Below are 13,021 nucleotides of genomic sequence, written 5' to 3'. Positions count from 1 at the left end.
TTGGCTCTCTGTTAGCAGAGGGCCAAGCCTTATGTATAAGATGATGGGATATGCGCTGCTATGGAGTCACTCTGCCGGCAGTATTTAGCTTGCGCTTCAACTGGCTTACTCTGGCCTGGCTGATTCCGAGCACCTCGGCAAGCTCCTTCTGGTTGGCATAGGGGTGGTCCTCCATCGCTTTCTCCAGCCGCTGGCTCATTTCCTCCGTCTTCGTTCTCCGTCCACTGCGGACAGGTTCGGCGTTCTCCTCTGCAGGGCCTGGAGAGATTGTGATCTCTTCAGATCCGCGCCCGGGGTCGCTCAGCTCTTTGAGGCAGGTATTGCAAATGAATTGATCTTTATAGTAGGTTACATGATCAAGGCTTCTGCAAAATGTGCATTCTGTGGAGGTGTACTTTCTGAGGACGATAATTTCCTCATTCAGAATAAAAAACTCGATGGGATCCCCAATGTCAATATTTCGTGTCATGCGGATTTCTACGGGAACCACAATTCTACCAAGACTGTCTAAACTCCGGATCATGCCTGTATCTTTCATCCCATGTCCCTCATTTACATCTTTATATTTTTTGTGGATATCTCTGATTATAGCAGTAATTGTAAGTTTAGAGAACGGGGAAAGCGCATACAAATTATGTTGTTTCTTGTCGCTTATACGGGAAATAGCCCGTTTTACGGCGCAGGAGAGGGTCCGGGGCCAGAAAAAATATAAAACCTCTCCCTTCGGGTAATCCCAAGGGAGAGGTTTATTAGGGTTCTCTATTTTTTACCCAAAATAGCCCAGCCGAAACAGCGGAATGAAACTATCTTCAGTTGAGGATAACCGGCTGGGCATCCGTGCTGTTGACCGAGACATAGGGATTGCCCCGGAGATAGTAACGCCAAGGCTTCAGCGCGTATTCTTCTGCATAGGGAATATTGATGCGCGGAGCCTGGACAATATCCAGAGATTCCGGGGCTTCACCTTGCTCCAGCCATATTGGCCCCCCGCGGAGATCAAGCCTGGCCATGTTGAGGCTTTTGTCTATCCTCAGTGCCCGGCACAGCTTGCCCGGGCCGCCGGACAGATCCGAAGGCTTCCGGACAGCAACTCCCCGGTATGCAGCCATAAGCTCCGCGTCCCTGGCGGTAAGCGGCTCCACTGCACGGATCAGGACCGCATGCGGATCGTCTTCAGCAGCGGTAACCACATTGAAGCAATAGTGCATCCCGTAGATCAGGTATACATACGTAGCGCCTCCGGCGCTGAACATTACTTCTGTACGGGTTGTCCGCCGCCCTCCGTAGGCATGACTCCCTTTGTCTTCAGCGCCGCCGTACCCTTCAGTCTCCACAATACGGCAGCGGATATCACCATCTTCGGTGCGCCGGACGAGATGCTGGCCCAGGAGGCGCGGAGCAGCGTCTACTGCCGCAAGCGCATAGAGTGCAGGCGGCAGCAGCCGCTGCGGGGCTGAATGGTCCGGTCCGCCTGAAGAATTCAGCTTCATGAATGGTTGACACCTTCCTGCGGCGGACTAACGCTTAAGAGAGCGCCTTGCCGGGCTCATCCCATCGTAACGCAAGTCTCCGGCGGCAGCAATGCCGGATCAGTTCATCCACCAGCGTTTGATGTCATTCCACAGCGAATGGTCCTCCTTGACAGGCTCGGCAATCTCAGGGTTGCTCCCATCCGGGGGAGCATCGGAGCCGGAGGCGGCATGCTGGTCGCAGTACTCAGTAGGCTCAGTGCCGCTGATGAAGGTCGTAAGCTCCTTCTCCGGACAGGCTGCTGTAGCCAGCTTGCCGGACTGCGGATTGATATATACGCTGACCACGCCATCAGGAATCGGGAAAATCTTCGGCGGTATATTCTCCAGCGCTTTTTCCGTAAACTGCGCAAAGATAGGCGCTGCACGTCTTCCATCCGCGGTGGCAATATCCCGGCCCTTGTCGTAACCTACCCAGACCGCAGTGGAGAGCTCAGGAGTGAAGCCCACCATCCAGCCGTCTGTGTCGGTAGTGCCTGTTTTGCCGGCGACCGGGCGTTTGATCATCGAGGCTACGCGGTTACCCGTTCCTCCGCTCTCAAATACGCCTTCCATCAGCCGGGTCAGCACATAAGCGGCGGCCGGTTCTACCACAGACTGCCCTTGAGGCTGCGGAGCTTCATATAGAAGATGTCCGCCCGCATCTGTAATTTTCAGAATTGCGGTAACAGGCTGCTTAACTCCGCCATTGCCGATAACTGCGAAGGCGGAAGCCATCTCCAGCGGACTGACAGGGGAAGTGCCGAGCGCCAGAGACGGGACACTTTGCAGCGGACTGTTGATTCCCATAGCAGCAGCCATAGCGGCCACCTTGTCCGCGCCAATCTTCATAATTGTATTTACGGCATAAATATTGTCGGAAGCGGCAATTGCCTGCTTCATGTTGATCTCACCGAGATACTTATCGCCGAAGTTGCGGGGCTGATAGGTTTTGCGGTTGTTGTCATAGTGGAACAGTGTCGGCTGGCTGTTGAAGACAGACAACCCGGTCATCTCCTTGGAAGACAGCGCGGATAAATACATAATCGGTTTAAAAGAAGAACCGGGCTGGCGTGTGGTGGCCAGGGCATGATTATACGCGCTCGAACGGTAATTGGTCCCTCCGACCATGGCCTTCACATAGCCGGTACGGGGGTCAATGGACACCAGGGCAGTTTCCAGCTCGCTGCTATGGTCCATTCCCTGATCCACGGCCTCTTCCGCAGCCCGCTGCATATCCGGATCAAGTGTTGTGTAGACATTCAGCCCGCCCTGATCCAGTTCGTCACTGCTGATATGCAGACTGTCTATAACGAGGCTGCGCACGTAATCGCGGAAATAAGGAGCGGCTACAGTGGTATCCTTCTGCCCCTGCGGTTTGAAGGTCAGCTTCTCCCTGGCGGCGGCCTCCGCCTGCGATTCCGTGATATCCCCTACATCGATCATAGCTGCCAGAATGATACCCTGCCGCTTAACAGCACTATCCAGGTGCGTGTAGGGCGAGTAATAGGTGGGGCCTTTGGGAACTCCGGCCAGCAGGGCACTCTCCGCCAGATCCAGGTCAGCGGCCGGTTTGCCGAAGTACATTTGGGCAGCGGCTTCAATACCATAGGCACCGTGACCATAATAGATTTCATTTAGATACATGTTCAGAATCTCGTCTTTGCTGTATTTCATCTCCAGCTGGAGGGTGTAGAGAGCCTCCTTGCTCTTGCGGGTCCAAGTTTTCTCATGGGTCAGGTACAAATTACGCGCAAGCTGCTGGGTTAGTGTACTGGCCCCTTGCGTACGCCCTCCTGCCTGCAGGTTGGCTAGTACCGCTCTGCCCATTCCTTTGAGGTCAAAGCCGGCATGACTATAGAACTTACGGTCCTCTACAGCCAGAGTGGCCTTGATGAGCAGCGGAGAGATTTGTTTAAGTTCCACAGGATCACGGCTGCGTCCGTCAGTAGTGAAGGTAGTCAGTACATTGCCCCTGGAGTCAAGCAGTCTGGAGCGGATATCATCCCCTAGAGGAGGTAGCGGTTTCTGATATAGGAACCCAAGCAGGACTCCGGCGCCCGCCAGGAACAGCAGGACAGAGAAGAGCATCAGCCGGAAGAGCCGGCGGAGGCGGCGTTTCGGGACTTTGGGTGCAGTAGAATCGCGCGGCATAACATCAGGCTCCTTCTATTTCATGCAGAAAAGGCCGGGTTACCACTTAATTAAGTGGGCGAAGGCGTCTCTGCTGGTATTCTCCATTATGGGGAAGGAAGAGAGGAGATATTCATGCGGCGGCACGCAGCATCTCCATCCTGTGTGATTTTGTGATCTGTTATGGTAAAATTTTAGTTACTTTATGAATGCACGCCATATCACGTATAGGAGGATTGCCGCCATGGCTATTCGCGTATCCGCTGTACAATATCATTTGCATACCATTTCCTCCTTCGCGGAGTTTGCCGCCCGGTGCGAGCACTATATAAGGACTGCAGGGGAGTACGGAGCTGAATTTATCCTGTTCCCCGAATTTCTGACGACACAGCTGATGTCCATAGGCAATGAACAGGGAGAAGCGCTCGGTATAGAGGATCTGCCGCAGTTCACAGAACGTTACCGGGAGATGTTCTCCGGCTATGCCAGGAAATATGCTGTACATATTATCGGGGGCACCCATGTGCTGCGCCGGAACGATAAGCTCTATAATGTAGCTCACCTGTTTTACCCGGACGGAAGAATTGCCGAGCAGGCCAAGCTTCATATCACACCGGCTGAAGTTGAGGGCTGGAATATGGGCGCTGGTGAAGGACTGGAGGTCTTCCAGACAGACAAAGGGACCATCGCCATGCTAACCTGCTATGATATCGAATTTCCGGAGATTGTACGCATGGCCCGGGCCAAGGGTGCGGATGTGATCTTCTGCCCTTCCTGTACAGATGACCGTCATGGCTTCCACCGGGTGAGGTATACCAGCCATGCCCGTGCCATTGAGAATCAGGTATACGTTGTATTGACAGGCACTGTAGGCTCGCTGCCTACCGTGGATCTGATGCGTGCCAACTTTGGGCAAGCGGCAGTCATTACGCCTAATGATATTCCCTTCCCTCCGCAGGGCCTGCTGGCCGAGGGGGAAATAGGCGGCGATATGATCATCACTGCCGATCTGGATCTGGAGCTGCTGTACCGCGTCCGTGAACACGGATCTGTAACTACGTGGCGCGACCGCCGGACGGATCTGTACACGGACTGGATCTAAGGAGGAAGAAAATGAATGTATTATAAGAGCTTCTACGCTTTTGAAGGTAAAACCCCGGTGCCTGCGGTAATCCGCAGCTATACGGAAGCCGATTTCGCGGAACTGGTCACGATTCAGTCCGAAGCCTTTCCGCCGCCCTATCCTGCAGAGCTGTGGTGGAACCGGGAACAGCTGCTGAATCATGTAACGCTTTTCCCGGAAGGGGCACTATGTGCAGAGGTGGACGGAGAACTGGCCGGTTCGGTAACGGGACTTAGAATCCATTATGATCCGGAGACACCGGCCCTTCATCATACCTGGTCGGAAGTTACGGATGACGGATATCTCACTACACATCAGCCGGACGGGAACACGCTGTATATTGCCGATCTGTGTGTCCGCCCCAAATACCGCAAGCTTGGACTGGGCAAGGAGCTGGTACAGGCGTTGTATCATGCTGTAGTGGAGCAAAAGCTGGAACGGCTGCTGGGAGCCGGGCGGATGCCGGGCTATCATCTAATGGCCGCCCGGATGCCGGCGGAAGCGTATCTGGCCGGAGTAGTGGCCGGTACCTGGTCTGATCCGGTCATTACTTTTCTGCTGCGCTGCGGGCGTGTACCGGTCGGCGTTGTAGCGGATTATCTGGAAGATGAGGAATCGGGAAATTACGCAGCGCTTATGGAATGGCGGAATCCTTTTCTATAAGTTTTTCTAAAATTTTCTATAATAGTAACTACAACCGGTATTGGAGGAGAGCCCTTACTATGGAATATAGAAGGATTACAAATGTAGCCGATCCTTTGTTCAGACAAGTACATCAGCTGCTGTCCGAAGTATTTCCACCCGAGGAAGTGCTGGAATACAGCTTATGGAAGGAACCCTTGGAGGATCCCGGCATTCGTGTGTTCACCGCAGTGCATGAAGGTACAGTTGTCGGCACCACGGAATACCGTTACTATGCGGACTGGAATGTGGCGATGACCGATTTCACTATTATTGGCCGGGAGGGGCTGGGCGTAGGCCGCTTTCTGGCACAGCACCGGCTGAAGGATCTGCAGAAGCTGGCGGCTGACAATGGCAGGGAGCTGTTCGGAATGTTCGCCGAGATTTATGATCCTTACCGGGTAGAGCATGACTTCGGGGGGATTAAGCCGATGGACCCGTTTGTGCGCCGCGAAGTGCTGTCGCATCTGGGGTATAAGCGGATCGATTTTCCGTATGTCCATCCTTCCTGGCAGGGTGACGGGGAGGCGGTATCCGGTCTGGATCTATGTTTTATGCCCGGAAATGAAGAGCTGGAGGAGATCGGGGCGCCGCTCGTTGCTGATTTTCTGACCCGTTATTACGCAGTGCTGGAAGATAAGCCGGAGTCGTGGACCTCCATGGTGGAGCAGCTTAGAAGCAGAGAGCACTTGGTGCTGCTGCCGTTGTAATTATTTTTGCCGGAGAAATAGCCATTGAACTACTCTTCCGGATCAGGATATAGTGTACAATGGGAAAGCGAATATGACCTTAATGAATATTAGTATGAATAAGTGAGGAACGTGCAATGACTGAAGGACAGCAAGGCAAATATGCCGTTAGCGTAACGCTGGAAAGCGTGCAGGGCGGTGAGCGGAATGTGGTGCAAAGCGCAGGGGAAGCCATTATGAAAGGGCAATTCCTGTATATCCGCTATGAAGAAACGCAGGCAGGCCCTCAGGGCGGTGAGGTTTCTGTGCGCAACACCCTGAAGATTTCGGACCGTGGAATCAAGCTAATCCGCCATGGCGGTGTCCAGTCGGAGCAATCCTTTGAGCCGGGCCAGCGTCTGCCGGGGTTCTACCGCTCGCCTTATACACAGTTTAATTTCATCACCGATACCCGGAAGCTCGACATCATACGCGCCGGAAGGAAGCTTGCGGTTACATGGGAGTACGACTTGTACGTTTATGATGAGTTATCAGGACAGTTCGCTATAAGTTTGAATATACAGGAGGAACCACAATCATGACACAAAGTTTAAATCCGCTTCAGCTAGCCAATGAACGGGTGAAAGAGGCTATTGCCGAGGCTATCGTAGCTGCCGGCCTGGTGTCCCGGGAAGAGCTTCCGGCTATCGTGCTGGAAATACCCAAAGACAAGGCGCATGGAGATATGGCTACCAATGCCGCTATGCAGCTTACCAAAATTGCCAAACGCAATCCGCGGCAAATCGCTGAGGCCATTATCGAGCACCTGGATACCGGTAGCGCTTCTATTGAGAAGGCGGAAATTGCCGGTCCGGGGTTTATCAACTTCACGTTATCCAAAAGCTATCTGTATCCTGTTATTGCCCTTGTTGCCGAGCAGGGTGACGATTATGGCCGCATAGAGATCGGTAAAGGGCAGAAGGTGGAAGTGGAATTCGTCAGCGCGAATCCAACCGGCAGCCTGCATTTGGGCCATGCCCGCGGAGCTGCTGTCGGGGATGCGCTCTGTAACGTACTGGATTATGCCGGTTACAAGGTAACGCGCGAGTACTATATTAACGACGCCGGTAACCAGGTCGCCAATCTGTGCAAATCGATCGAGACCCGTTACCTGCAGGAGCTGGGCCAGCCGGCTGAGATGCCGGAGGACGGTTATCACGGGGAAGATATCAAAGGCTTCGCCAAAGAGCTTGTCGCTGAGAAAGGCGACTCCCTGCTCGCAATGACCCCGGGTGACCGCGCTGCGTTCTTCCGCACCTACGGTCTGGCCAAGGAACTGGACAAAATCAAACGCGATCTCAGCCGTTTCCGGGTCAACTTCGATATCTGGTTCAGCGAAACCTCCCTGTACGAGAACGGCGAAGTGCTGCGTTCGCTTGACGAGCTCCGGGAACGCGGTGAGGTATATGAAGAAGAAGGCGCCACCTGGCTGCAGACCACCAAATACGGCGACGACAAAGACCGCGTGTTGATCAAGAATGATGGTACATACACGTACCTCACACCGGATATTGCCTACCATAGCGACAAATACGGCCGGGGCTACGACAAAATGATCAACATCTGGGGAGCTGACCACCACGGCTACATCCCGCGGATGAAGGCTGCCATGTCGGCGCTGGGCAATGATCCCGAGAAGCTGGTCGTGCTGATTGCCCAAATGGTCAGCCTGTTCCAGAACGGCGAGAAGGTCAAAATGTCCAAGCGTACCGGCAAGGCCGTTACGATGGAAGACCTGATGGAAGAGGTTGGCCTGGACGCCATCCGTTACTTCTTCACGATGCGCAGTATGGATTCTCATCTGGACTTTGACATGGATCTGGCGATTTCGACATCTAATGAGAACCCCGTATTTTATGTCCAGTACGCTCATGCGCGCATTTGCAGCATTTTCCGCCAGGCGGAAGAGCAGGGCATTAAGCTGCCGGATTATGCCGACATTGATTACAGCAAGCTTACAGCCGTCCATGAATACGATCTGCTCCGCAAAATCGGTGAGCTGCCGGCGGAAATTACGATTGCTGCCGAAGGCTATGCACCGCACCGCCTGGTCCGTTACGTGTATGACCTTGCCTCGCTGTTCCACAGCTACTACAAGGCAGAGCGCGTAATCACCGAGGACGCTGCTCAGACCGTAGCCCGTCTTGCCCTGCTGGGCGCGGCGCGGACGACGATTGCCAACGTCCTGCGTCTGGTTGGCGTTACCGCACCGGACCGGATGTAACCATAGCATGATGCAAAGCGCCGCCCCCTGTTACCGGGGGCGGCGCTTTTTAGCGTGGGCTTGCTGGCTGAGGCGGCAGCACCGCCGCATGCTACGCCTTCGCCGCTGCTGCGGCTTTGGCGCTGCTGCTGCTGCCGCTGCTGCGCCGTGCCCGGGCGCCTGCGCGCAGCAGGCGCAGCGCATCGGCCGCGCCGCCGCCCAGGGAGGCGCGGCGCTGGCCCTTGCGCAGCCGCACCGGCGAGGCTGTGCGGCGCAGGAGCAGCTTCAGCTCGCGGGGCGACAGCCCCGGCCGCAGCGCGAGCAGAAGGGCCGCGGCACCGGTGACATGCGATGTCGCCATAGAGGTGCCGCTCATTTCTTTATACCCCTCCCGCAGCCAGCAGGAGGGGATGCCCTCGCCCGGACCGTATACGTCGATATACGGTCCGCGGTTGCTGAAGGCGGCGACGCGCTGCCTTCTGTCAAGGGCGCCTACGGCAATAGTCTCCGGATAGCGCGCGGGGTAATCCCCGCCGCGCTTGCCGTCGTTGCCGCTGGAGGCGATGATGGCAATCCCGGCCCGGTAGGCCTTGATCACCACATCATGCAGGGCTTTGCTTCTGTTTTTCATCCCGAAGCTCATATTAATGATATCGATCTTGTTCTGCACGCACCAATCGATGCCCAGGACAATATCAGACACATAGGCGGAGCCGCTGTGGTCAAAAGCCTTGACCGGATAGATCAGCGCCCTGGGGGCTACGCCCATCATGCCGCGCGTCCCTCCGGCTGCAGCCAGGGTGCCGGCAATATGTGTGCCGTGGCCATTGTCATCGAGCGGCATCATACCGCGGTTCAGCAGATTGACCCCGGAAGCGAGGGAATGCTTCAGATCGGGATGGCGGAAGTCCACGCCCGTATCGATGACGCCGATCTTCACATGGACTCCCGTAGATTTGGACCAGGCCTGCGGGGCATGAATCGACTTGACCCCCCAGGGCATCATGGCAGAACCGCTTTTATCCGGTGCCACGGAGTGAACCTGAATCCGGTGATCTTCTTCTATACATAGGGAATCAGCATAACGGTCCATCAGCTTTCCTGCTCCGGCGGCGGGCACGAAGAAGGCCCGGATCAGCGTAGATACCTGAACCTGCCGCAGCCCCGGCGTTTTGGTCTTAAGTGATTTCCACTGTGATAGCGCTCCGGCATACATGCGGGGATCGTTGAAGGTCACAATACGCCGCTGGGCATTTGTGGGGGCAGCCTTAATCTCTTCAAGCAGCATCTGCCAAAAACCGTAATAATCCATAAGTTACGCCGTCCCCTCCTCGGTGCCGTGCTGCCATATAGTATGAAAAGAGGCAGACGTCCGAATGGGAACTTGCCCTTTTTTAGCGAAATGGGCTGCCCATCGTGTCAAAAGGCGGAGGATTACATAAAATGAACAGAAGGGAACCGCAAGGCCCCTTTGCAACATCCCGTAAGGAGCCGATCCTTGGCGTGGATACAGTCATGTGCGGAGGGTTTCCCTCCGCCTTTTTGAATTTAGGGGAATCATTTGGGTTACATAGAGGTTACGGATAATCAGCCCTCCTGCGTTTTCCCGCAGAAGCGGGTGTATTAGACTTGCAATTTGCACGCAAATAGGTTTTACTTAGGTTTGTTAATGGATATCATGAATTAAGCATGATTTGTAATGTGAACAATGCGTGAGAGGAAGTGTCCTTTAGTGAGTACGCCACTCAATTTAAAGCTGGACCCTGAGAAAGTTAAAGAAATACCGATGGTCGACCTGGCTTTCCTGGTGCTTAAGGCAGCCAATACACCTTACTACTACCGTGATCTGATGGTCGAGGTAGCCAAGCTGCGCGGGATGACCGATCAAGAGAGCCAAGATACTATTGCACAGTTATATACCGAGATTAACATTGACGGGCGTTTTGCCTGTGTCGGAACCAACCTTTGGGGCCTGAAACGCTGGTACCCGCTGGAACGCTCCGATGATCCTGTCGGCAACACCAAACGCGTACGTATCATCAACGATGAGGACGACGATTTGGAAGATGACGACTTTGCCGAAGAAGAAGAGAATTATGCTGCGGAGGAAGAGGATTTCGATGCGATTGATGAAGATCGCGACGACCTCTATTCTGACGACGACAGCGAAGAGGAAGTTGACGAAGATGTTGTCATTGATGAAGATGACATTGACGAAGACGAAGCGGATGAGGAAGATTCCGAAGACGGCGAAGAAGACGAAGCCGATGATGAGGAAGAGGACGAGAAATTTTAGAATAGTCTTTCCGGCGGTGTAATTCGTCCCTTGACAGGGGCAGGACCGTCAGAGTAAACTATTGCATGGGCTTATAATGAAAGTTAATATGTTTTCTAAAATAAAAAGTGCCCCGGGTCTACGGGTGTCACTTTTTTGTTTTTTTAAAAGATAAGAATTAATATGCTTCGCGCAATCAATGTTCCTTATCTTTCTCGCTGAAACGGTGCCGTCCTTTAAAAGGACGGCAAAGCCGTTTCTACTTGGATGCCAAAAAACTGCGGTTTTCCGTAATTCTGGGGACTCTGGTCTTAAGTTTTGGCGGTTCTGAAGCAACTTTTGGGTTCCCCGGTTTGATGATGGAAAAAAGGGTTACGATAAACAACAAGCGTCCCCTGAATTTCTGGACTTTATTTAGGAGGGTTTTACAGTGACAAAGTATATTTTTGTAACGGGTGGCGTTGTGTCGTCCCTTGGCAAAGGCATCACCGCCGCTTCGCTGGGCAGGCTGCTCAAGAACAGAGGTCTGAAAGTAACGATCCAGAAATTCGATCCTTACATCAACGTAGACCCTGGAACTATGAGTCCTTATCAGCACGGGGAAGTGTTTGTAACCGATGATGGTGCGGAGACTGACCTGGACCTTGGGCATTATGAACGGTTTATTGATATCAATTTGTCGAAGAACAGCAACGTAACCACAGGTAAAATTTATTCCTCCGTTATCAGCAAAGAGCGCCGCGGGGAATATTTGGGCGGCACCGTTCAGGTTATCCCGCATATTACGAATGAAATCAAGGAACGGGTATTCCGCGCAGGCCGTGAGACCGGTTCGGATGTGGTCATTACGGAGATTGGCGGTACTGTAGGGGACATCGAGAGCTTGCCGTTCATGGAAGCGATCCGTCAGATCAAGAGTGACATCGGCCGTGAGAATGTCATGTACATTCATGTTACGCTGATTCCTTACATCAAGGCTGCAGGCGAAGTGAAGACGAAGCCGACACAGCACAGTGTAAAAGAGCTGCGCAGCATCGGAATTCAGCCGAATGTGATCGTGTGCCGTACGGAGTATCCTTTGACCGATGATATGAAGGCCAAGCTTGCTTTGTTCTGCGATATTGATAAGAATGCCGTTGTGGAATGCCGCGACGCTTCAACCCTGTATGAAGTTCCGCTTAACCTGCGCGACGAAGGCTTGGACGAGATTGTAGTCAACCACCTGAAGCTGACTACCCCTGCGCCGGATATGCGTGAATGGGAGAGCATGCTGGAACGGATTCAGAAGCTGGAACGTACCGTTGAGATCGCTATTGTCGGTAAATATGTAGCGCTTCATGATGCTTATTTAAGTGTTGTAGAGTCACTGTCGCATGCCGGATTTGCCTCCAATGCCGAAGTGAAACTCCGGTGGGTGGATGCAGAGCTGGTTACGGATGAGAATGTGGACGAGCTGCTGGGCGGCATCGGCGGCATTCTGGTTCCGGGCGGCTTCGGCGACCGCGGGATCGAAGGCAAGATTTCGGCTATCCGCTATGCGCGTGAGCAGTCCATTCCGTTCTTCGGGATCTGCCTGGGTATGCAGGTGTCTGTGATTGAGTACGGCCGTTCCGTGCTCGGAATGACCGGTGCGAACAGCTCCGAGATCGATCCAGCTACCGCGTATCCGCTGATTGACCTCTTGCCTGAACAGAAGGATATTGAGGATATGGGCGGCACCATGCGCCTCGGACTGTATCCTTGCAAGCTTTCCCCTGGTTCACTGGCGATGTCGTGCTATGATGATGAACTGGTCTATGAACGCCACCGTCACCGGTATGAGTTCAATAACGCTTACCGCGATGAGATGGAGAAGGCAGGTCTGGTCTTCTCCGGAACCTCCCCTGACGGCCGTCTGGTTGAGATTGTTGAGCTGCCGGGTCACCCTTGGTTCCTGTCCGTGCAATTCCATCCGGAATTCACTTCACGTCCGAACCGTCCGCAGCCGCTGTTCCGTGAATTTGTCAAAGCATCGCTTACCCATTCCGAACAGCTGTAATAAATATCTTCAGGGCCTGCCGGTCCTGCGGGAGCCTCCTTACGGGGGCTTTCTTTTTTGGAGATGAAGGAAATATACATTTTACACTAAACTTTATTCTTCTATTTTCTCTTGTTATAGGTTTCATTTATGATATCTCCCAAATTACAAGGGGACTGTACTACCGCTTTTTAACTGGAAATACACCTTTATATGGCATAGATTTACGCATTTTAACCAATTAGCAGGATTTTGGCTACAAAGCACGAATAATAGGTTTCGTATAGACTAAGTTGAAGCGGGGCCGTTAGCTGTGAGAGGGCGCGGTATAGACAATCTGCCTTAAATTCTGG

The 13,021-nt window shown here is 53.5% G+C and carries 11 protein-coding genes; 7 read left to right on the top strand and 4 right to left on the bottom strand.

Annotated elements, in window-relative coordinates; all coding sequences use genetic code 11:
• Positions 1 to 58: 58 nt before the first annotated feature.
• From GC101_RS12720 to GC101_RS12710, 3 genes are all read right to left on the bottom strand, one after another.
• Positions 59 to 538: an AbrB/MazE/SpoVT family DNA-binding domain-containing protein gene (locus GC101_RS12720; RefSeq protein WP_039303876.1), complete on the bottom strand. Its 480-nt coding sequence runs from the start codon at positions 536 to 538 to the stop codon at positions 59 to 61.
• Between the two features lie 271 nt (positions 539 to 809).
• A complete protein-coding gene (locus GC101_RS12715; protein WP_171717580.1) occupies positions 810 to 1,490 on the bottom strand; it encodes a DNA-3-methyladenine glycosylase in 681 nt (226 codons plus the stop codon).
• Positions 1,491 to 1,589: 99 nt separating this feature from the next.
• Positions 1,590 to 3,662 carry a transglycosylase domain-containing protein gene (locus GC101_RS12710; protein WP_171717579.1) on the bottom strand — a complete coding sequence of 691 codons (2,073 nt, stop codon included), beginning with the start codon at positions 3,660 to 3,662 and terminating at the stop codon, positions 1,590 to 1,592.
• A 223-nt stretch (positions 3,663 to 3,885) separates the two neighbouring features.
• On the opposite strand from GC101_RS12710, the gene GC101_RS12705 reads away from it, so the two are divergent.
• From GC101_RS12705 to argS, 5 genes are all read left to right on the top strand, one after another.
• Positions 3,886 to 4,743, top strand: coding sequence for a carbon-nitrogen hydrolase family protein (locus GC101_RS12705; RefSeq protein ID WP_171717578.1), 858 nt, complete (start codon positions 3,886 to 3,888; stop codon positions 4,741 to 4,743).
• 15 nt (positions 4,744 to 4,758) lie between these two features.
• Positions 4,759 to 5,427 (top strand): GNAT family N-acetyltransferase, encoded by a 669-nt coding sequence (locus GC101_RS12700; protein ID WP_171717577.1) that lies wholly within the window; start codon positions 4,759 to 4,761, stop codon positions 5,425 to 5,427.
• Positions 5,428 to 5,486: 59 nt separating this feature from the next.
• Positions 5,487 to 6,155, top strand: a complete 669-nt coding sequence (locus tag GC101_RS12695; protein WP_171717576.1) for a GNAT family N-acetyltransferase — start codon at positions 5,487 to 5,489, stop codon at positions 6,153 to 6,155.
• Between the two features lie 116 nt (positions 6,156 to 6,271).
• A complete protein-coding gene (locus tag GC101_RS12690) occupies positions 6,272 to 6,715 on the top strand; it encodes a YwiB family protein (RefSeq protein ID WP_171717575.1) in 444 nt (147 codons plus the stop codon).
• The gene (gene argS, locus GC101_RS12685; protein WP_171717574.1) at positions 6,712 to 8,397 is read left to right on the top strand and encodes an arginine--tRNA ligase; all 1,686 of its coding nucleotides are present in this window, start codon (positions 6,712 to 6,714) and stop codon (positions 8,395 to 8,397) included. The genes GC101_RS12690 and argS overlap by 4 nt, the downstream gene beginning before the upstream one ends.
• Before the next feature lie 91 nt (positions 8,398 to 8,488).
• Here the strand turns inward: argS and GC101_RS12680 are convergent, their stop codons facing one another.
• Positions 8,489 to 9,688, bottom strand: a complete 1,200-nt coding sequence (locus GC101_RS12680; RefSeq protein ID WP_171717573.1) for a S8 family peptidase — start codon at positions 9,686 to 9,688, stop codon at positions 8,489 to 8,491.
• 420 nt (positions 9,689 to 10,108) lie between these two features.
• Between GC101_RS12680 and rpoE the strand changes: the two genes are divergently transcribed.
• Positions 10,109 to 10,672, top strand: coding sequence for a DNA-directed RNA polymerase subunit delta (gene rpoE, locus GC101_RS12675; protein ID WP_039309628.1), 564 nt, complete (start codon positions 10,109 to 10,111; stop codon positions 10,670 to 10,672).
• A 409-nt stretch (positions 10,673 to 11,081) separates the two neighbouring features.
• Positions 11,082 to 12,689 (top strand): CTP synthase, encoded by a 1,608-nt coding sequence (gene pyrG / locus GC101_RS12670; protein WP_039309630.1) that lies wholly within the window; start codon positions 11,082 to 11,084, stop codon positions 12,687 to 12,689.
• Positions 12,690 to 13,021: the final 332 nt, after the last annotated feature.

The sequence above is a fragment of the Paenibacillus phytohabitans genome (assembly GCF_013141775.1).
Classification (GTDB): domain Bacteria; phylum Bacillota; class Bacilli; order Paenibacillales; family Paenibacillaceae; genus Paenibacillus_AQ; species Paenibacillus_AQ phytohabitans.
The sequence above is the reverse complement of the archived record's forward strand: the minus strand, read 5'-3'. Positions and strand labels throughout refer to the sequence as shown.